20 protein-coding genes and 1 pseudogene are annotated in these 18,674 nt (G+C 68.6%); 9 read left to right on the top strand and 12 right to left on the bottom strand.

The features are described from left to right. Nucleotides 1-4 precede the first annotated feature (4 nt). From trmD to ABD255_RS15515, 6 genes and pseudogenes are all read right to left on the bottom strand, one after another. Nucleotides 5-739: pseudogene (gene trmD, locus ABD255_RS15540) on the bottom strand (tRNA (guanosine(37)-N1)-methyltransferase TrmD); the annotation flags it as partial. Then, nucleotides 736-1,305, bottom strand: coding sequence for a ribosome maturation factor RimM (gene rimM, locus ABD255_RS15535; protein WP_344214327.1), 570 nt, complete (start codon nucleotides 1,303-1,305; stop codon nucleotides 736-738). The gene rimM and the pseudogene trmD, both read right to left, overlap by 4 nt. A 108-nt stretch (nucleotides 1,306-1,413) precedes the next feature. Then, the gene (locus ABD255_RS15530) at nucleotides 1,414-1,665 is read right to left on the bottom strand and encodes an RNA-binding protein (protein ID WP_344214728.1); all 252 of its coding nucleotides are present in this window, start codon (nucleotides 1,663-1,665) and stop codon (nucleotides 1,414-1,416) included. Between the two features lie 5 nt (nucleotides 1,666-1,670). Next, a complete protein-coding gene (gene rpsP / locus ABD255_RS15525; RefSeq protein ID WP_344214325.1) occupies nucleotides 1,671-2,204 on the bottom strand; it encodes a 30S ribosomal protein S16 in 534 nt (177 codons plus the stop codon). A 195-nt stretch (nucleotides 2,205-2,399) separates the two neighbouring features. Then, nucleotides 2,400-3,746, bottom strand: a complete 1,347-nt coding sequence (locus ABD255_RS15520) for a 6-phospho-beta-glucosidase (protein ID WP_344214322.1) — start codon at nucleotides 3,744-3,746, stop codon at nucleotides 2,400-2,402. After that, nucleotides 3,743-4,495 (bottom strand): DeoR/GlpR family DNA-binding transcription regulator, encoded by a 753-nt coding sequence (locus ABD255_RS15515; RefSeq protein WP_344214320.1) that lies wholly within the window; start codon nucleotides 4,493-4,495, stop codon nucleotides 3,743-3,745. Before ABD255_RS15515 ends, ABD255_RS15520 begins: the two co-directional genes overlap by 4 nt. A 125-nt stretch (nucleotides 4,496-4,620) precedes the next feature. Here ABD255_RS15515 and ABD255_RS15510 point away from each other — a divergent pair, with 125 nt between their 5' ends. Genes ABD255_RS15510 through ABD255_RS15495 form a run of 4 tightly spaced genes read left to right on the top strand, consistent with a single transcriptional unit; the run spans nucleotide 4,621 to nucleotide 8,657 of the window. Next, entirely contained in the window at nucleotides 4,621-5,616 is a 996-nt protein-coding gene (locus ABD255_RS15510; protein ID WP_344214318.1) for a carbohydrate kinase family protein, read from the top strand. Nucleotides 5,617-5,620: 4 nt separating this feature from the next. After that, on the top strand, nucleotides 5,621-6,910 hold the full coding sequence (locus tag ABD255_RS15505; RefSeq protein ID WP_344214316.1) for an ABC transporter substrate-binding protein: 1,290 nt from the start codon (nucleotides 5,621-5,623) through the stop codon (nucleotides 6,908-6,910). After that, a complete protein-coding gene (locus ABD255_RS15500; protein ID WP_344214314.1) occupies nucleotides 6,907-7,842 on the top strand; it encodes a carbohydrate ABC transporter permease in 936 nt (311 codons plus the stop codon). The genes ABD255_RS15505 and ABD255_RS15500 overlap by 4 nt, the downstream gene beginning before the upstream one ends. Next, a complete protein-coding gene (locus ABD255_RS15495; RefSeq protein WP_344214312.1) occupies nucleotides 7,839-8,657 on the top strand; it encodes a carbohydrate ABC transporter permease in 819 nt (272 codons plus the stop codon). The genes ABD255_RS15500 and ABD255_RS15495 overlap by 4 nt, the downstream gene beginning before the upstream one ends. On the opposite strand, the gene ABD255_RS15490 is transcribed toward ABD255_RS15495, so the two are convergent. The 3 genes from ABD255_RS15490 to ABD255_RS15480 are packed head-to-tail and all read right to left on the bottom strand — an operon-like array spanning nucleotide 8,647 to nucleotide 11,762. Further along, nucleotides 8,647-9,294, bottom strand: coding sequence for a maleylpyruvate isomerase family mycothiol-dependent enzyme (locus ABD255_RS15490; protein ID WP_344214310.1), 648 nt, complete (start codon nucleotides 9,292-9,294; stop codon nucleotides 8,647-8,649). The genes ABD255_RS15495 and ABD255_RS15490 overlap by 11 nt on opposite strands. Then, on the bottom strand, nucleotides 9,287-11,377 hold the full coding sequence (locus ABD255_RS15485; RefSeq protein WP_344214308.1) for a caspase family protein: 2,091 nt from the start codon (nucleotides 11,375-11,377) through the stop codon (nucleotides 9,287-9,289). The genes ABD255_RS15490 and ABD255_RS15485 overlap by 8 nt, the downstream gene beginning before the upstream one ends. A 1-nt stretch (nucleotide 11,378) precedes the next feature. Then, nucleotides 11,379-11,762, bottom strand: coding sequence for a hypothetical protein (locus ABD255_RS15480; RefSeq protein ID WP_344214306.1), 384 nt, complete (start codon nucleotides 11,760-11,762; stop codon nucleotides 11,379-11,381). Nucleotides 11,763-11,902: 140 nt separating this feature from the next. Between ABD255_RS15480 and ABD255_RS15475 the strand changes: the two genes are divergently transcribed. The 3 genes from ABD255_RS15475 (at nucleotide 11,903) to ABD255_RS15465 (ending at nucleotide 14,412) form a co-directional block, all read left to right on the top strand. Next, a complete protein-coding gene (locus ABD255_RS15475; protein WP_344214304.1) occupies nucleotides 11,903-12,097 on the top strand; it encodes a hypothetical protein in 195 nt (64 codons plus the stop codon). Between the two features lie 29 nt (nucleotides 12,098-12,126). After that, a complete protein-coding gene (locus tag ABD255_RS15470) occupies nucleotides 12,127-13,476 on the top strand; it encodes a flotillin family protein (RefSeq protein WP_344214302.1) in 1,350 nt (449 codons plus the stop codon). Between the two features lie 147 nt (nucleotides 13,477-13,623). After that, nucleotides 13,624-14,412, top strand: a complete 789-nt coding sequence (locus ABD255_RS15465; protein ID WP_344214300.1) for a peptidoglycan DD-metalloendopeptidase family protein — start codon at nucleotides 13,624-13,626, stop codon at nucleotides 14,410-14,412. Nucleotides 14,413-14,477: 65 nt separating this feature from the next. On the opposite strand, the gene ABD255_RS15460 is transcribed toward ABD255_RS15465, so the two are convergent. Then, complete coding sequence (locus ABD255_RS15460; protein WP_344214298.1) at nucleotides 14,478-15,605, bottom strand: S1 family peptidase; 1,128 nt, start codon at nucleotides 15,603-15,605, stop codon at nucleotides 14,478-14,480. A 185-nt stretch (nucleotides 15,606-15,790) separates the two neighbouring features. Here ABD255_RS15460 and ABD255_RS15455 point away from each other — a divergent pair, with 185 nt between their 5' ends. Both ABD255_RS15455 and ABD255_RS15450 read left to right on the top strand, forming a co-directional pair. Continuing rightward, entirely contained in the window at nucleotides 15,791-16,180 is a 390-nt protein-coding gene (locus tag ABD255_RS15455; RefSeq protein ID WP_344214296.1) for a glycosyltransferase family 2 protein, read from the top strand. 98 nt (nucleotides 16,181-16,278) lie between these two features. Beyond that, nucleotides 16,279-16,710 carry a glycosyltransferase family 2 protein gene (locus ABD255_RS15450; RefSeq protein WP_344214294.1) on the top strand — a complete coding sequence of 144 codons (432 nt, stop codon included), beginning with the start codon at nucleotides 16,279-16,281 and terminating at the stop codon, nucleotides 16,708-16,710. Nucleotides 16,711-16,714: 4 nt separating this feature from the next. Here ABD255_RS15450 and ABD255_RS15445 read toward each other — a convergent pair whose 3' ends face one another. After that, complete coding sequence (locus tag ABD255_RS15445) at nucleotides 16,715-17,353, bottom strand: response regulator (protein WP_344214292.1); 639 nt, start codon at nucleotides 17,351-17,353, stop codon at nucleotides 16,715-16,717. Beyond that, complete coding sequence (locus ABD255_RS15440) at nucleotides 17,344-18,576, bottom strand: sensor histidine kinase (RefSeq protein WP_344214290.1); 1,233 nt, start codon at nucleotides 18,574-18,576, stop codon at nucleotides 17,344-17,346. Before ABD255_RS15440 ends, ABD255_RS15445 begins: the two co-directional genes overlap by 10 nt. Nucleotides 18,577-18,674 lie beyond the last annotated feature (98 nt).

Genomic DNA, 18,674 nt, shown 5'->3' with positions numbered 1-18,674 from the left:
GCACGTGAGGAGCCGGGTCATCCTGATCCGGAATGGAGCTACCCCAGGCGGCCAGGAGATCAGGCCTGCGCTCGGCAGTACGCCGTACGGACTCGTCGTGGTGCCACTGGGAGATCAGCTTGTGGTTACCCGACAGCAGGATCTCCGGTACGTCGTGCCCGCGCCACGACGGGGGCTTCGTATAGACCGGGTACTCCAGCAGCCCGCCGCCCGAGTGCGACTCCTCCGCCAGGGACTCCGGGTTCCCGATCACCCCGGGCAGCAGCCGGGCGATCGCCTCAACCATGACCAGTACTGCGACCTCGCCACCATTGAGCACGTAGTCGCCGATGGAGACCTCGTCCACCCTCATCCGCTCGGCAGCGTGCTCCGCGACCCGGGCGTCGATCCCCTCGTACCGGCCGCAGGCGAAGGCCAGCCACGGCTCGGCAGCGAGCTCATACGCCAACTCCTGGCTGAACGGCCGCCCCGCAGGTGACGGCACGATCAACCGCGGCTGGGACGGGCCGTCGGCCGGCAGTACCTCGTCGAACGCCTCTCCCCAGGGGTCGGGCTTCATCACCATGCCGGCGCCACCGCCGTACGGGGTGTCGTCCACGGTCCGGTGGCGGTCGTGCGTCCAATCCCGCAGGTCGTGCACCCGGACGTCCAGCAGGCCGCTCTTGGACGCTTTGCCGACCAGGCTCAGGTCCAGCGCGGCCAGATAGTCGGGGAAGATCGAGAACACATCCAGCCTCATCGGCCGGCATCCCCTTCGACCGAAGCGGTCGGCTCGGTCGGAACCACCTCGGCGCCCTCCGGATCGAGCAGCCCCGGCCGGTCGGCCACGACGACGTACTGCGTGTCCAGGTCGATCTCCGGAACCAGTTCCTCCACCAGCGGCACCAGTACTGCGTAGCCTCCCGGCCGGCGGATCTCCAGCAGGTCCTGCGACGGCAGGTGCACCACGTCGATGACCTCACCGGCTTCCACGCCGTCGATGGTCCGCACCTTGAGCCCGATCAGCTCGCGGTCGTAGTACTCCTCCGGGTCCTCCGGGCGCTCGTCCTCGGCGATCTCGGCCTGGAGCTCCAGGTTGCGCAGGTTCTCCGCCGCCGTCCGGTCCGGTGCCTCGGCGAACTTCACCAGCAGCTTGCCGCTGTGCCAGCGGGTGGCCTGGATCGTCAGCGTCCGCGACGGCTTCTCGGTCGTCACCAGCTTCGCCCCGTCGGCGAACCGCCGGTCCGGCTCGTCCGTGCGGACGTCCATACCGACCTCACCCTTGATCCCATGAGCCCGGCCGATCCGGCCGACGATCACCAGCACCGCGGTTCCTACCTCTCAGAAGACAACTCACAAGCCAACCACAGTCAAGCGGGTAGAGCAGTGAAGGGCCGCACCCAGTGGGTACGGCCCTTCAAGGACTGGTCGAGCTCAGCGGCGCGGGCGCCGGTTGAACTCGTCGACGAAGTCGATCCGGACCGACGGCTCGGAGCTGAGCGCCCCGACCACCGTACGGAGCGCGGTCGCCGTCCGGCCGTTGCGGCCGATCACCTTGCCGATGTCGTCGGGGTGCACGTGCACCTCGAGGGTGCGTCCGCGCCGCAGGTTGCGGGACCGGACGCTGACGTCGTCAGGGTTGTCCACGATGCCTCGGACCAGGTGCTCGAGCGCCTCGGTCTCCATCATGGTCAGGCCTTGGCGTCGTCGGCCGGCGCCTCGGCGGCGGCAGCCTCGGCGGCCGGAGCAGCCTCGTCAGCCTTGGCCTCGGCCGCGTCGTCCTTCTTCTCCGCCTTGTCAGCCTTCGGCTCGGCCTTGTCGGCCTTCGGCTCGGCCTTCTTCGCGGCGGCCTTCTTGGTCGTCACGGCGTCGGTCTTGACCGTGCCGTGCGCCTCGGCGAGCGCCTCGTTGAAGATCTCCAGCTTGTCCCGCTTCGGCTCCTTGACCCGCAGCGGCGCCGGGGCGTCCAGGCCCTTGAACTTCTGCCAGTCGCCGCTGGCCTTGAAGATCGCCTCGACGGCCTCGGTCGGCTGCGCGCCGACGCCCAGCCAGTACTGCGCCCGGTCCGACTCGACGTGGATGAACGACGGCTCGGTCTTCGGGTTGTACTTGCCGATCTCCTCGATGGCGCGGCCGTCACGCTTGGCGCGGGCGTCCATCACGACGATGCGGTAGTGCGGCGCACGCTTCTTGCCGATGCGCTTCAAACGGATCTTGACTGCCACGTTTGTGGGGTCTCCCTCGGGATTTCATCTCTGGTTGAGCGGCGCGCCGGCGTCGTGGGGACAACGAGCGGCCACTCGAATGGGCCGGCTGGGACGTGGAGTTAGAGGGCTGCACGCGATCCAGACGGACTCAGCCCGCCATTCTGCCAGATCCACCCACCGTGAACCAATCCGCCCTCGCGCGCGAGGAGAACACTAGGAGCGGAAGGGCGCCAGATCAGGAAGGTGGTCCACGTAGCCGTCGAGCAGTTGATGAGCGGCCGTGACCGAGTCAACCAGCGGATGCCAGGCGAAAGCCCGGATCGCGGCAGATCGAGAGCCCGACACCGCAGCCTCGATGGTTGAGCGCTCCACCGCCTTGACGGCGCAGACCAGCCCCGCCTGATGGTCGGTGAACTGGGAGACAGCGACCGGCCGGGCGCCGTTCGCGTCGACCGTGCACGGGATCTCGACCACGGCGTCGTCGTCAAGGTGCCGCAGCGTGCCACGGTTGCGCACGTTCAGGATCAGAGATGCCCGCTCGTTGTGGGCGATCGCCCGCATCAGCGACAGCGCGACCTGCTCGTACCCGCCGGCCGACATGTCCCGCTCATCCCGCTCCCCCGCGTCGGCGACCGCGCGACTCTCGACCATGTACGTCGATTCGCGCTCGGCCCGGGTCTTCTGCCACAACTCCAGCGCGTTGGCAGGCTCCCGCAGAGTCTCCGCGTAGAACCTGGACTGTTGCTCCAAGAGAAACGTCCCACGGGTCTGCTCCACCGACTGCACGGCGGCGAGCGTCTCCCGCGCGAAGTAGTAATAGTGCAGGTACTCGTTCGGAATCGACCCCAGCGAGCGCAACCACTCGACCCCGAAGAGGCGACCTTCCTCGAAAGCCCCGAGCGCCGCGGGATCGGCGAGCAGCGCCGGAAGATGGTCCACCCCACCCGACTGCAACCCTCGCAACCAGCCGAGGTGATTCAGCCCCGCGTAGTCGTAGAAGACCGACGACGCGTCCAGCCCGAGCGCCGAAGCAGCCCGGCGGCCCAGCCCCGACGGCGAGTCGCAGATCCCGATCACCCGGTCGCCCAGGTACGGAATCATCGCCTCGGTGACCATCCCGGCCGGGTTGGTGAAGTTGATGACCCACGCTTGCGGCGCGACCGCGGCCACCCGCCGCGCGATGGCAGTTGCCACCGGCAACGTCCTCAGCGCGTACGCGATCCCGCCCGCGCCGACCGTCTCCTGACCCAGTACGCCGAGGTCGAGCGCGACACGTTCGTCGATCGTGCGTCCCTCGAGCCCACCGACCCGGATCGCGGAGAAGACGAAATCGGCACCCCGCAAGGCCTCGTCGAGATCCGTCGCCTCGGTGACAGCCGGAGCAGCACCGTCGGACAGCGCCGCCTGCTGGCGCAGTACGGAACCGATCGAGGCGAGCCGCGCGCGATCGGCGTCGTACAGGACAACGGACGTGATCCGGCCTTCGCCGCGGTCTCCGAGCAGTGCCTGGTACACGAGCGGGACCCGGAATCCGCCGCCCCCGAGGATGGTCAGCTTCACGCGAGCACCACCTGCACCCCTGCCTCCAGCAGATTGGCCCGGGTCGCCTCGTCGGCGCCGGACTCGGTCACCACCATGGAAAGTTCGGCCGGCTCGCACACCTTTGCGACGCCGTGGCCCGGGAACTTGGTCGCGTCGGCCAGCAGCACCACCCGGTCGGCGGCGTTGATCATCGCCCGCTTGACCGGGACCTCGATCATCGTGCTGTCCATCACCCGGCCGTCGGGCCGGACCCCGCTGGTGCCGAGGAACAGCCAGTCGACGTGGATCTGCCGCAGGCTCTCCTCGGTCAGGTAGCCGACCAGCGACCGGTAGGTACGCCGGACGAACCCGCCGAGGATGATCAACTCGATCTGCTCATCGTTCTGCAACTCCTCGAGCACGGCCAGGTTGCTCGTCACCACGGTCAGCGAGCGCCCATGCAGATGCTGGGCCACCCGGAGCGCCGTAGTACCGATGTCGAGCAGGACGGACTGTCCGTCGCTCACCAGAGCGGCCGCGCGCCGCGCGATCTGGTCCTTCTCAGCGGCATGTATCGCGCTGACGTCGGCGAAAGGTTCGTCGCCACCATCCACGGCGAGCGCGCCGCCGTAGACCCTGGTCAGCCGGCCCTGCTCGTGCAGCTGCTCCAGATCCCTGCGGATCGTCGCCTCGCTGACTCCGAGCTGGGCAGCCAGCACCTTCACGCCCCCGGCCCCGTCGGCCCGAAGCGCGCGGACGATCTGATCCTGCCGCTGCTTTGGCAACACGCAGAGACCGTATCACGCAAACTGCGTCAGACTCGATCATAAATCTGCAAGGGTATTGCGTAGTCTGCTCATTCACTCCACACTGTTGCAAAAGTTTGAGCGACCCTGCAGGAGTGGTGCCGACGATGAGTGAGCCAGTGGCGTTCACGCCACTCGATGTAGTGGTGTCCGGCCTGGTCTTCCACGACCTCGTCCTCGGCCTGCCCACCGCGCCGAAACCCGGTACCGAGGTGTGGGCGACCGGCTCCGCCGAGAGCCCCGGCGGGATCGCCAACTTCGCGGTCGCGCTGGCCCGCCTCGGCCTGCGCACCGGCCTGGTCGCGACCTTCGGCGCCGATGATCTCGGCGACCGGGTCTGGGACCGGCTGGCGACCGGTGAGGGCATCGACCTCAGTCTTTCCCGCAGGCTCGACGGCTGGCAGACCCCCCTCACGGTGGCTCTTGCCTATGACAACGACAGGGCACTGGTCACCCGGGGTACCCCTCCCCCGCTGTCAGCCGACGAGCTCCTCCCCACGCCGCCGGCCGCTCGAACCGTCGCCGCTCACATCGGTCCCTGGCCGAACGAGTGGCTCGCCAAGGCCCGGGCGGCCGGCAGCGTGGTCTTCGCCGACGTCGGCTGGGATCCCAGCGAACGGTGGGATCCGGCCGTGCTGGACCAGCTCGAGCACTGCGACGTGTTCCTGCCGAACGCCGGCGAGGCGATGAGCTACACCCGGACCGACACTCCCACCCGAGCGATGGAGCGACTGGCCGAGCTGGTCCCGCTGGTGGTCGTGTCGGACGGGTCGAACGGTGCTCTGGCGATGGACGCCCGCTCGGGCGAGCGCGTCGCAGTACCGGCCTTTCCGGTCCCGGCGGCGGACACCACCGGGGCGGGTGATGTGTTCGCCGCCGGGTTCATCGCGGCGACGTTGTGGGAGTTGCCGCTCCAGCAGCGCGTGCGGTTCGCCGCGCTGACGGCGGCGCTCTCGGTGACCCGGCTGGGTGGTGCCGACGCGGCACCCCACTGGGCCGACCTCGCCGAGTGGCACCGGCACCATCCCGAAGACCAATCCCTTGCCGCGCTGATCAGCGCGCACTCCGGAAGCGCACCCCTGCGCGACCAGTCAGGAAGGTAGAACCATGGAGCTCTCACGTCGGACGCTGCTCGCCGGGGGCTTCGCCGCCATGCTCGGCGGCACGGTCGTTGGCTGTTCCTCGAGCATGGACTCGGGCGCGTCGGCCAAAAAGAACGCCGAAGGCAACATCGCCCTGTGGTGCTGGCCGGGCGGTCTGGGCAAATCCGTCCTGGACGACACCATCGCGCACTTCCCCGACCAGCACATCAAGTACTCCGAGATCGGCGGCGACTTCAAGCAGAAGCTGCTGACCACCTTCAACGGTGGCACCAGCATTCCCGACATCACCGGCGTCAAGGGCGAGGAGATCGCCGCCCTGCTGCCGCAGGCGAACCGGTTCGTCGACCTCAAGACGATCGGCGCCGACTCGATCCTCGGCGACTACCTGGAGTGGAAGGTCAAGCAGGCCACCACCCTCGACGGCCAGGTGATCGGCCTCCCGATCGATATCGGCCCGACCGCGCTGTTCTACCGCGAGGACATCTTCACCGCGGGCGGACTGCCCGGTGAGCCCGACAAGGTCGCCGAGCAGTTGAAGACCTGGGACGACTTCCTGGCCGCCGGGCTGGAGCTGAAGAAGGCGAACCCGAAGGCCCTGATCGTGTCCGACGCGGCCGACATGTACGGCCTGATGGTCAGCCAGGGCACCGATCGCTACATCGACAAGGACAACAAGTTCATCGGCGACCAGGACCACATCCGCAAGGCCTGGGATCTGGCGGTCAAGGCGATCACCACGAAGGTCGACGCCAAGACCCTCGGCGGTACGCCGGACTGGAACGCGGGGCTCGACCAGGGCACGGTGCCCGCTCTCGCCGGCGCGGCCTGGGTGGCTCTCGACGTGAAGGCGGCCTGCAAGACCAGCGTCGGCAAGTGGCGGCTGGCGCCGACCCCGAGCGGCCCGGCGAACTTCGGCGGCTCGTTCCTGACCATCACCAAGAACGCCGCCGACCCGGCCGCCGCGTTCGAGGTGATCAAGTACATGCTCAGCGCCGACAACCAGGCCAAGGCGTTCGCGGACGCGCAGATCTTCCCGTCCGCGCCGGCCGCCTACGACAAGCCGCAACTGAAGGCGCAGGACCCGTTCTTCGGCGGCCAGGTGCCGATCGACGTGTTCGGGCCGGCCGCGAAGAACATCCCGATCGCCTACGAGGCGCCGCTCGACAACGCGGTCGGCGCGCCGTTCGGCGACGCGCTGAAGCTGGTCCAGGCGGGCAAGAAGACGTCCGACGCGGCTTGGGCCGAGGCCGTGTCGAAGGCGAAGCAGATCGGCAAGCGTCAGGGCGTGCAGTGACCCTGACCGCGACCGCGCCGGCCCCCAAGGCGACCCGTACTGCGAAGCCGCGGCGCAAGCGGAGCGTCTGGTCGTACTGGCGGTTCTACCTGGCGCTGTCGCCGTTCTACCTGATCTTCCTGGTGTTCGGGTTGTACCCGGTCGCCTCGACGATCCTGCTGGCCTTCCAGAAGTGGGACGGGCTCGGCACTCGCCAGATGGTCGGGCTGCAGAACTTCCGGTTCCTGCTCGAGGACAGCACGTTCTGGTTGTCGCTGTGGAACACGGTCGTGCTGTTCTTCATGTCGACCGTGCCGACGCTGGCGATCGCTCTGGCGCTCGCGGTGATGCTGCACAGCGCGGTACGGCTGAAGGGTGTCTACCGGATCGCGTACTTCATCCCGAACATCACCTCGCTGGTGGCGGCGGCGATCTTCTTCGCCGCCGTCTTCAGCACCAACTTCGGCCTGATCAACTCCGTACTGCGCTCGCTCGGGTTGCCCACCGAGGACTGGCTCGGGCAGCCGTGGGGGATCAAGATCGCGATCTCCACGATGATCGTGTGGCAGTGGACCGGCTACAACACGATCATCTACCTGGCCGGGTTGCAGGCGATCCCGACCGAACAGTACGAGGCGGCCAAGGTGGACGGCGCCGGGCCGTTCCGGACGTTCTTCTCGATCACCTTGCCGCAACTGCGGCCGGTGGTGCTGTTCACGGTGATCATGTCGACGATCGGTGGCCTGCAGACCTTCACCGAACCGCAGGTGATGGTCGGCAACACCGGTGGCACCGGCCAGAGCGGGCTCACCGTGGTCATGTACTTCTACAACCAGGCGTTCGGCGCGAACGACTACGGCTATGCCGCGGCCATTGCCCTGAGCATCTTCATGCTCGTGCTGCTGTTCACCGCGATCAACTGGAAACTGCTCGGCGGAAGGGGCCGGCAATGAGGTGGCGCGGAGTGGTGCTGCACGGCCTGCTCACGATCGCCGGGCTGCTGTGCCTGTTCCCGTTCTTCTGGACCCTGGTGATGGCGACCAACACGACGGCCGACATCTACCGGTTCCCGCCGAAGTTCACCTTCGGCTCGCAGTTCGACGACAACGTCCGCGAAGTGCTGGCGAACGTGGCGTTCTTCCAGTCGATGGGCAACACCGTGATCGTGGCCGTCTCGACCACCGCGCTGGTGCTGTTCTTCGACTCGCTGGCCGCGTTCACGTTCGCGAAGTTCCGGTTCCCGGGGCGCAACGTGCTGTTCGTGGTGCTGCTGGCGACGATGCTGCTGCCGGCCCAACTGGGCGCGGTACCGCAGTTCCAGACGATGGCGGCGTTCGGCTGGGTGGGTTCGCTGAAGGCGCTGATCATCCCGGCGGCGGCGAACGCGTTCGGCATCTTCTGGCTGCGGCAGTACTTCCAGAACTCGATCCACGACGAACTGGTCGAGGCGGCGACGCTGGACGGTTGCGGCTTCCTCGGCGTCTACCGGCACGTGGCGTTGCCGTCGGCCCGGCCGGCGTTGGCGTTCCTCGGGATCTTCACCTTCGTCGCCTCGTGGAACGACTACTTCTGGCCGTTGATCGTGCTGACCAACCCCGATCACCTGACCCTGCAGGTGGCGCTGTCCTCGCTGAACCGTAGCCACGGCGTCGACTACAGCATGGTGATGACGGGGGCGCTGATGGCGATGGTCCCGCTCGTCATCGTGTTCATCGTCTTCGCCCGGCAGTTCATCAAGGGCGCGACCGAGGGCGCGATCAGGGGCTGACCTGGGCGTGGAGCTGGTCGGCCCCGGGACCGGTCAGCTCCTCCCGCTCGACCCGGCGGCCGTTCAGGATCCGCAGTACCGCGTCGCCCGCCGCGCGCACCTCCGGCCCCTGCCCGTACGACCAGTCGTAGCCCTCGGCAACCAGCTGGACGCCGGCCAGCCGCTTGCGCGCACTGCCGCCGACCGAGACGGTCATCGGCCACCGGGCCTTGGTGGAGAAGTCCGCGACCGGGTGGAATGCCTCGACCGGGACCGGCCTTGGTTTTCCGAGCGGCAGCCGGATGTCCAGCGCGTGGATCACCGCGTCGACCAGCGCCGCGATCTCCGGCACTCCCCGCGGTTTGGCATTCGCCGCGGCATTGGCGCGCAACTGCGCGAGGATCGCCTCCGGTCCGCGCTCGGCCGCGCGGACCGCCATGTCCGCGCTGGCCTTGTTGAGGCGGAATCCCGCCTTGGCAAGCCCGGCCAATGTCTCGCCGACCGGAGCGACCGGCGCCCAGGCGAGGTGTGCGGCGACCCCCTGGACCGTCCAGGCGCCGCACAGCGACTGTGTGCTCCACTCCTGCGGCTCGAGTGTCTCGAGGACCTCGATCAGCGCGATCCGTTCGGCCCGGATCAGGGACGGCAGGTCATCCATGGCTGAACTCTCCGTCGGTAGAGGCGCGGCGGCGAAGACCGAAGGCCACTCCGGCGATCACCAGCGCGTTGCCCAGCAGACTGGTGAGGAAGGCAGGCGGGGACGCGGCGTCGGTTAGGGCGGGGACCGCGGCGATCATGCTGATCGCCGCGTAGGTCGTCGCGGTCGTGGACAACCAGAGCTTGGCTCTCGGATCCGTTGCAGCCAAGGCCGGCCACGCGAGGGCCATCACAACGAGTGGCTCCAGAACGGCAAGCTCGGTGACAGTGAAGAAGGAGAACCCGTCCGGATGCGTGATCAGCGGGCTCAGGACAAGCATGATGCCGCCGGCAACGACCAGCGCCGCTGCCGGCGGGGGTACGGGCCGTAGGGGCCAGCGGCCGGGCCACAGGTGGAACAGAAGGACAGCGGCCATACCGAGGCTGAGCGCTGTCGCGACGGTCCAGGCAGTGGTCTCGTCGGCGGACAGGCCGCTCAGGAGGATCAGTACGCCGTCCTCGAGCAGGGACAGGACACTGCCCAGGGCGACGCCCAGTACGAGCAGAGCCCATCGCCCCGACCACCGGACCACCAGGCTCGCTGCGAGCGCGAATACCGAGGCGAGGATCTCCGGGTCGTGCGGGCTGCGGTAGACGCGCCACCCGGTCTGCGCTTCATCGGACCAGATCTTGCGAGAGTCGGTTGCTCCGGGCCAGTTGACCAGAACCAGGAGCAACGCGCCGACCAGCAGCACGCCCACCACCCACCACGGAACAGCCGCCCGCGCGGTGGCTGGTGGCTCGGGCTCGGGGATCGGCTCCGGGTCGGGAGTGGGCTCGGGCAAGGGTTGCGGTTCTGGCATGGACTCGAGGTCGGCGGTGCGTAGCCTCACTGGGATCGTGCGGTCGCCGGTCGGTCCGGTGAGTGTCACCGAGGCCTCTTGCGGGCCGGCAGCCGAGGGCGTTGCGGTGACGCGGATCGCGGCGCCGGTCTGCTCGATCGTCAGCCAAGGCGCAGTAGCGGAAGCCACAGCTGTCAAAGCGATCGGAGGACCGGTCAACTGAAGAACGGTCTGGTCGGCTGTACTGAAGTCCAACTCCTCCGGCGTCGCCCGCGGGACAGCTTCGGCGAGCGCGCGCCGGGCTGCTTCGGAGACCTTGCGGCTGTCGTCGTCGACCATCTGGCCGAGCGCCTGCCAAGCGGCGTACGCCTGGCTCAGGTCGGGATCTGACAGCCGCTCGCGCAGGTAGTCGACGACGCCGAAGCGGGCTGCCGACAGCGGGCTCTCCATCGCCTCGACCAGTTCGGGGGCGAGCTCCGCGGGAGTGATCCGGCGGACCCGGCTGCGCGCGATCAGCAGTTCGCCCTGGGACCCGAACGTCCACATCTGCGGATTCTGGTTCGGCGTCACCCGGCGAACCCGGTCGGTGACGTAGCCGACCAGTTCGGTCAGGCCGACCCAGCCGTCGCCGTCCCGGTCCGCGTCGCCCGACGTCAGGCCGTCCACCACGGCGCTGGTGAAGACCGAGGGCTTCGACGCATCGGTCGCGAGTTGCCCGCCCTCGAAGGCGTACTCCATCGCGCTGGACGCCGTGACGACCACCCGGCCGCGCCCGCCGCCGACCCGGTCCTGCCCGGCGAACGCGTCCCGGACCTGCGCCTCACCGGCCGCCCGGACGACCAGACCACGCGGGAACGCGCCGCCGTAGCAACAGTCCAGGAACAACGCGATCCGTTGCGCCCGGCTGTCCGCCATCTGCCGGTTGACGAAGTCCGCGGCCACCGCCGTGGAGGCGAGCCGGGTCGGCCTGGTGTCCGCAACCGCCAGGAACAACTCGCCGGCCGCGTTCTTCAACCCGTGGCAGGAGAAGTGCAGCAACAGCAGGTCCTCCGGCGAACGATCCGCGAAGAAGTCCTCGACCGCGAGCCGGATCGCCTGCGCCGACTCGTTCTGCAGCACCCGTACGTCGAAGCCGCCGACCGCCGGATCCGCGAGCACCTCCGCCAGCGCCGCCGCGTCGTGCGCGGGCGCCATCAGGCTGCGCAGACCGGGGTCACCGTACCGGTCGTTCGCTACGACGAGGGCGACTCGCGAGCCGGCCATCTCATGCTTCCGTCCCCGCGTGCTTGCGAATCCAGGCGTCCACGAGTTGTTGCTGCATCTCGTCGCTGGCTCCGGTCAGCTCGATCACGTCTCCGTCGATCGCGAGCTTCACCGTCCGCCCGCCGCCCGACCTGCGCAGCCAGTCGCGGACCACCGCCACGACCGCGCCGACGACCTGCAGACCGGGTGCGAGCGAGATGCTCAGCACGCCGGCGATCGCGGCCAGCCCGCCCCGTGTCCCCGGTGGCGCCTCGCCTTCGCGATAGGGCTCGACCGACCGGACGTCGAGCGCGAGCAGTTCCTGCCGCAACGCCAGCGCCAACTCCTCGAGCCGCGCCTCGTCGGACCCTTCCTCGACCACTCCGAGCCGAACCTCTGACTCCACAGCCCCTCCCCACCCCCAAGGCCCCCACGTCTAACCATGCGCTCGCCCCGCCCCGACGACAAGGCGTGACGGGCGTCGGGCCCGGCGCACCGATAGGGTTCGGGAACCCGAAGGGGCAGGGCGAACGTCGGAGGGGCGTCATGGTTGGCAAGCGAGGACGCGTGATCGGCCGGATCGCACCGGGAATCGTCGGCGAGGTGATGCTGCCGGTCCGCGGTGCCACCGAGGCCTTCTACGCTTACCCCGCGGCCGACGAGGTCATCGAGGTGGGGACTCCGGTCGTGGTGGTCGAGTACGACCCGCCACGCACGGTCTACGTCGCCCGCGCCTTCTGATCCACGCTGCTCTGTTCCCTGGAGGGGAAATGCTCTGGACGTACCTGATCACCGGCGCCGTCGCGCTGGTGGTCCTCCTGATCCTGTTCCGGATGGTCTGGCGGGTGGCGGAGCCGAACGAGGCCCTGATCATCTCCGGGCTCGGCGCGCACTCGAGCACCGAGCAGGTCAACGAGACCCTCGGCTTCAAGATCGTCGTCGGCCGCGGTACCGCGGTACTGCCCGGTTTCCAGACCGTACGGCGGCTGCCGCTCGACATCCGGGCGACTCCGCTGACGGTCACCTGCGTCTCGAGCCAGGGCATTCCCCTGCACATCAAGGGCGTCACGGCGTACAAGGTCGGTGACGACTACGGCTCGATCGCGAACGCGGCCCGGCGGTTCCTGGAGCAGAGCGACGAGCAGGTGATGGGCACCATCCACGAGCTGTTCGCGGGTCACCTGCGCGCGATCGTCGGCTCCACCACGGTCGAGGAGATGCTGCACGACCGGGAGACGCTGACCACGAACATCCGCGGCTCGCTGGCCGGCGACATGGAGAAGCTCGGCCTGGTGGTGGACTCGCTGCAGATCCAGGAGATCGACGACGAGTCCGGCTACATCAAGAACCTGGGCAAGCCGCAGGCCGCCGCCGTCGAGGCGGCCGCCCGGATCGCGCAGGCCGAGCGGGACCGCGAGGCCACCGAGCGCGAGCAGGTCGCCGCCGCGGCCAAGGCGGCCGCAGTACGGCAGAGCTCGATCGCGCAGGCCGGCTACCAGGCCGAGGTCGACCAGGCGAACTCGAAGGCGTCGCAGTCCGGCCCGCTGGCCGAGGCGCTGGCCCGCCAGGAGGTCGTGGTCGCCGAGACCGAGACCGCGAAGCTGAACGCGTCGCTGGCCGAGAAGCAACTGGAGTCGTCGGTGCTGAAGCCGGCCGACGCCGAGGCGTACAAGCAGCGCACGCTGGCCGCCGCTTCCCGGGACGCGCAGATCGCGGCCGCCGAGGCACAGGCCCGTGAGGTCACCCTGCGCGGTGAGGCGGAGGCGAAGGCCACCGAGCTGAACGGTAAGGCCGAGGCGCTCGCGGTCCAGGCGAAGGCGATGGCGGAGGCAGCCGGTATCAAGGCGCGCGCCGAGGCGCTGGCCACCAACACCGACGCGGTCGTCGCCCAGCAGCTGGCCGAGGCCTACCCGGAGATCGTCCGCGCGGCGGCGGGCTCGTTCGAGAAGGTCGGCAACATGGTCGTACTGAACGGTGCCCAGGGCATCGAGGACACCCTGGTCAAGACCATCACGATGGGTGGCTCGGGCTTCGCGCTGGCCAAGCAGCTGATCGACTCGCTCAGCACCAATAGGACCCCGACGCTGGAAGCCGTACCGGACGAGAGCACCCCGGCCTGACCGCACTATTCGACCGTAGGTTAATCACTAACGTCTGATCGACACGATCAGTTCCTAAGTCACGGAGTCTGCGCTACCTTCAGTCCCATCACTCCAGGCGTCACGGACCTCACCGTCCGTGACCGGTCGCGTAGGGACTGATCCATAGTGCCGCTCAGACGATTCCTCGCTGTCCTCGCCTCGCTCCTGCTCGGTACCGCCACGCTGGTGGCGGTACCGACCCAGGCGCAGGCCGCGCCGAACTTCAAGGCCCCGTACCCCTGTGGCCAACGCTGGACCTACAGCCACCACTCCGCCGAGGTCCGCCGCGCTCTCGACTTCGTCCGCGCCGACGGCGGAACCACCAACGGCACGCCGGTACTCGCCTCCGCCGCCGGTACGGCGTACCGGTTCTCGGAGCCCACTGGCGCCGGCAACTACATCGCCATCGAGCACGGTGGCGGCTGGAAGACCTACTACTTCCACCTCGGCCAGTACTCCGTTGCCAATGGCGCCCAAGTCGCCCAGGGCCAGCAGATCGGGACGACCGGGAGCACCGGCAACTCCAGTGGTCCGCACATCCACTACGAGCAGTTGTACAACGGTGTCGGGCAGAACATCGTCATCAACGGCTCCGGCCTCGCCTACCCCGGCTCGTACAACCAGTACTACCTGACCAGCGACAACGGCTGCGGCGGTGGCACCGGTGGCGCCTTCATGACCTGGGGTTCCGGCATCCGGGTCCGCACCGACGCCCGGCTGTCCGCGCCGGTGGTCACCACCCTGGACGGGCCGACGTCGGTCTGGGTCACCTGCCAGAAGCAGGGCGACACCGTGACCGCCGAGGGCTACACCAACAACTGGTGGTCCAAGCTGCGCGACCAGGGCGGCTTCATCACCAACATCTACATCGACTATCCGGCGGCGCAGCTACCAGGCGTCCCAGTCTGCCCCTGACCGCCCTGGGCCCGGATCTACCTTGTTCGCAAGGCAGATCCGGGCTTGTCGTGCGGTGGAGAGAGTCAGGCGGTGTGGAGGGTCAGGCCGTAGGCGCCGAGGATCTCGTTGACCGGCTGGAACCAGGTCTCACCGCCGGTGCGGCAGTTGCCCCAGCCGCCCGAGGTGACACCTTGGGCCTGGTCGCCGGTGATGAAGGAGCCACCCGAGTCGCCGCCCTCGGCGCACACGTTGGTCTTGGTGGCGCCGTAGAACAGCTGGCCGTTGCCGTAGTTCACCGTCTCGTTCTTGGCCAGGATGGTGCCGCAGTGCCAGTGCGTCGTCGAGCCGCTGCGGCAGACCGAAGTACCGACGGGTGCTTCCCAGGAGCCGCGGACCAGTCGGTCGCTTACCTGGCCCCAACCGAGTACGACCGGCACTGTCCACCAGCCACTGTCGATCTGGACCCAGGCGTAGTCGTTGCCGGGGAAGGACGAGCCACGGAAGACTCCTTGGGCCGAGCCGTCCCAGCCCCGGGTCCTGGCGCCCGCGCCGGAGCAGTGCCCTGCAGTGACGTAGCCGCCATGCACGGAGAAGCCGATCGAGCAGCGGACGTTGCCGGTGTAGTACGGGTCTCCCCCGACGGTGCCGGCGGCGAAGGTCCGAGGCGCCTGGGCCACGACTTCCTTCACTGTGACGGCACCGGCCTTGGAGACCTTGGCGACGAAGGCGTCGACCGCCTGGGATCGCTTGCCTGCTTGGACATTGACCACCACGCTGCCGGTGCGCGGGTCAGCGGCCCAGCCGCTCACTGCCGCAGGCACAGCCTTTCCAGCCAGCTTGTCGACCGCAGCCTTCCGCTGATCCAACTGCTTCGCAGTAGCCGGTACTACGGTCGCCTCCGCACCAGCAGCCCGTACTGCGTCCGCAGCGGCTGAGCTGGTCACTCCGACGACCAGCTTCTGCGTGGCGGCGTCGTACCAGACACCTCCGAAGCTGGTTCCGGCGGCGCGCTGTGCGACGGGGACCAGCTTGGAAGCGGCTGACTCTGCCTTGAGTCGTTCCTGGACCTGCTGCTTGGTCAAACCCAGGCCTTGCTGCATGGCGGCTTCTTGCCGTGGCACTGTCAACGGCTGATCGGTCGTTGCCGCGACGGCCTGGCTTGGGACGGCCACCGCGCTCGCAACGAGCACGGCAGCTAGTAAGACCTTCATCGGACTCTCCTCACCTTCGGGGCGGATCGGGTGCGGTGAGAGCGCTCTCGCGACACAGCGTGCGGGATCGGACGCGAACCGTCAAGGCCTCATGTCATCGTTGTCAGCGCCAAACGGCGGGCAAGCGGTTGCAGGATTGTTTAGCCGACCACCCGGAGGGCACCCCAGCGCGGAGAGGAGCGAGGGTGACTTTGACGCAGCAGGTGACGACCGTCGTCGTGAGCCGCAACCGCAGGGCGGAGCTGTTGCGAAGCCTCGCCTACCACGATGATCCGGTCATCCTGATCGACAACGGATCCGACGACAGCACCGCCGAAGCCGTCGCGCGGCTCCATCCCGAGGTCCGCGTGGTCCGGCTGACCCGGAACCGGGGCGCACCGGCGCGGAATGTCGGCGTCCGCCTCGCCGCCACCCCGTACGTCGCCTTCGCCGACGACGACTCCTGGTGGGCGGCGGAGGCGCTGGCGGAAGCGACCCGCCTGCTCGCCGGCAATCCGCAGCTGGGACTCGTTGCCGCCCGCATCCTTCTCGGCGACGCGAACCTGGAGGATCCGCTGTGCCGGATCATGGCCTAGTCGCCGCTGATGGCAAGCCGCTTCGGGCACGATCCTGCGGCGCGTGCGGCAGCTCAGCAGGCAAGCCGGTTCTCGGGTTCGCGGCCTGTGGGGCGGTCATGCGTCGGGACGCATTCCTCGGCGTGGGTGGGTTCGATCCGGTGGTGTTCTTCGGTGGCGAGGAGACCAGAGTGGCGCTGGACCTGGCGGCCGACGGCTGGCAACTGCGCTACTTCCCCGAGTTGATCGTCCATCACCATCCGTCCAGCAACCGACAGTCCGAGGCCACGCACCGGGCGCGGATCGCCCGCAACCTGCTGCTGACCGCGGTGATGCGACGACCTTGGCCTGTGGTCGACGCGCATCTCAAGAACGCGGCCAGGTCCGGGCCCGGTCGGCGCGGTCTCGCCTCGGCCGCTCGCGCACTCCCCCGAGCCTTGGTCCGGCGCCGCCAAATCCCCGACTGGCTGGAGGCCGAGCTCCGTCACCTCGAGAATTGGGAAGCCGAGTTCCGCCGCAAACGCCTGAGCGAGCTGCCGAACTCCGGTTGACCCGTCAGAGCCCGAGGTGCGCCAGTACTGCGAGGACGCGCCGGTGGCCCGAGTCCGTCGGCGGTAGGTCGAGCTTGAGGAACACGTTGCCGACGTGTTTGTGGACGGCACCCTCGCTGATCACCAGCTTCTCGGCGATCGCGGTGTTGCCGAGACCCTCGGCCATCAGGGCGAGCACCTCCCGCTCACGCGGAGTCAGCCGCTCCAGCGGATCACTGCGCCTCACCATCAGCTGGCTGACCACTTCGGGGTCGAGGACGGTACCGCCCGCAGCGACCCGGCGTACGGCCTCCAGGAACTCGTCGACCCGGGAGACCCGGTCCTTGAGCAGGTAGCCGACCCCCTCACTCCCGGCAGCCAGGAGCTCCGCCGCGTACACCTCCTCGACGTACTGCGAGAAGACAAGCACCGGCAGACCCGGTCGCACCCGTCGGGCCTCGATCGCAGCCCGCAGACCTTCGTCCGTGTAGGTAGGCGGCAGCCGTACGTCGACCACCGTCATGTCCGGGTGGTGCTCCGCCACGGCCTTGGCGAACTCTTCGGCGTCACCGGCGACGGCGACCACCTCGAAGCCCGAGTTGCCCAGCAGCAGGCCGAGCCCTTCGGCCAGGATCGGGTTGTCCTCAAGGATCACTACTCGCACGGCAGGATCACCTCGACCGTCGTAGGCCCGCCGATGGGACTCTGCAGCTCCAGGTGTCCGTCGATCGCTTCCACCCGGTGCACCATGCCATGCAGGCCACTCCCCCGGCCCAGCAGGTCGGGCTGCTCGTTGATCCGGGCACCGCCGATCCCGTCATCGGTGATGGCGAGGTAGAGCTCTGGGCCACGCCGCTCGAGGAGGAGGTCGACATGGCCGGCTGCTGAATGCTTGGTGACGTTGGTGAGGGATTCGGCGACCACGAAGTACGCGGCTGCTTCCACGGAAGCAGGGACTGTTCCCAGGTCACCTACGCGGAGTTCTACCGAGATCGGGCAGCGGGCGGACAGTGCGGAGACAGCACCCGCCAGGCCGCGATCCGCGAGGATCGGCGGGTACATGGTTCGCAGTACGCCTCTGAGTTCAGTCATGGCCTGCTCGGCGCCGTCCCTGGCGTCGTCGAGCAGCTTGGCCGCCTTCTCGGGGTCCTCTGCCATCGTCTGCTTGGCGATGCCGATCCGCATGGCGAGTGAAACCAGCTGCGCCTGGGTGCCGTCGTGCAGATCTCGCTCGATCCGCCGCAGCTCGGCTCCATGCGAGTCCACCGCGCCGGCCCGAGTCCGGGTCAACTCCTCCACCCGCTCCGCCAGCCGCGCGGTCTCCAACTCGCCCGACGTCGGCGCGAGCAGGCCACGAACGGCCTTGGCATGTCGGGCAGCGACAGCGGGAACTCCCCAGCCGAGCAGGCCGATCCCGGTCAGAATCTGCAGCGGGCCGAAGAGCAGCGACTTCCACCAGCTGTCGATCGGTACGGCCATCAGGTTGAAGTTGCCGGGGTCGAGCGGCCAAAGGACCATGCTGCCCAGGGCAGCAGGCACCGCCACCAGCGCGACCACCACCACGATCAGCTCGGGAATCACCACCACGGGCAGCAGCAGGATCCGCAGGCTCCGGCGGAAGGCCTTGTCCCGGAACAGCGCGACGACGTTTCCCATCCCGCGTGGCGCCGCCGATGGCAGCGCCGGCTCCGGCAGGAGCCCGAGGTACTTCGACGCCTCCCGCTGCTCGCGATTGGCCAGCCTGACCAGCGCCGCGGTGACGTCGGGGCTCACCCAGCCCAGCAGCACGCTGAGCGGCAGGATCGCCAGCAGCGAGACACCGAGCAGAAACCGGGTGAGCAGGTATCTGCACGCCGGCCAGCCCCGGTGCAGGATCTTCGTGAGCATCGCAGGAACCTCTCGTCGTCGTCACCACGATCCTGCGACAACGGACCCCTCACCGTCGGTACAGCAGGCTCTACTCTTCACCAGGGCGCCTACTGGAT

Origin of the sequence: Kribbella sancticallisti, from assembly GCF_039530625.1 — a bacterium.
GTDB lineage: Bacteria > Actinomycetota > Actinomycetes > Propionibacteriales > Kribbellaceae > Kribbella > Kribbella sancticallisti.
The sequence above is the reverse complement of the archived record's forward strand: the minus strand, read 5'-3'. Positions and strand labels throughout refer to the sequence as shown.

Excerpts from the sequence above, each read along its gene's own strand:
- ABD255_RS15490 (WP_344214310.1), bottom strand. The coding sequence starts at position 9,294 with ATGGATGACCTGCCGTCCCTGATCCGGGCCGAACGGATCGCGCTGATC.
- ABD255_RS15470 (WP_344214302.1), top strand. The coding sequence starts at position 12,127 with ATGCTCTGGACGTACCTGATCACCGGCGCCGTCGCGCTGGTGGTCCTC.
- ABD255_RS15460 (WP_344214298.1), bottom strand. The coding sequence starts at position 15,605 with ATGAAGGTCTTACTAGCTGCCGTGCTCGTTGCGAGCGCGGTGGCCGTC.
- ABD255_RS15505 (WP_344214316.1), top strand. The coding sequence starts at position 5,621 with ATGGAGCTCTCACGTCGGACGCTGCTCGCCGGGGGCTTCGCCGCCATG.
- ABD255_RS15530 (WP_344214728.1), bottom strand. The coding sequence starts at position 1,665 with ATGGAGACCGAGGCGCTCGAGCACCTGGTCCGAGGCATCGTGGACAAC.
- ABD255_RS15510 (WP_344214318.1), top strand. The coding sequence starts at position 4,621 with ATGAGTGAGCCAGTGGCGTTCACGCCACTCGATGTAGTGGTGTCCGGC.
- ABD255_RS15475 (WP_344214304.1), top strand. The coding sequence starts at position 11,903 with ATGGTTGGCAAGCGAGGACGCGTGATCGGCCGGATCGCACCGGGAATC.
- ABD255_RS15450 (WP_344214294.1), top strand. The coding sequence starts at position 16,279 with ATGCGTCGGGACGCATTCCTCGGCGTGGGTGGGTTCGATCCGGTGGTG.
- ABD255_RS15495 (WP_344214312.1), top strand. The coding sequence starts at position 7,839 with ATGAGGTGGCGCGGAGTGGTGCTGCACGGCCTGCTCACGATCGCCGGG.
- ABD255_RS15440 (WP_344214290.1), bottom strand. The coding sequence starts at position 18,576 with ATGCTCACGAAGATCCTGCACCGGGGCTGGCCGGCGTGCAGATACCTG.
- ABD255_RS15485 (WP_344214308.1), bottom strand. The coding sequence starts at position 11,377 with ATGGCCGGCTCGCGAGTCGCCCTCGTCGTAGCGAACGACCGGTACGGT.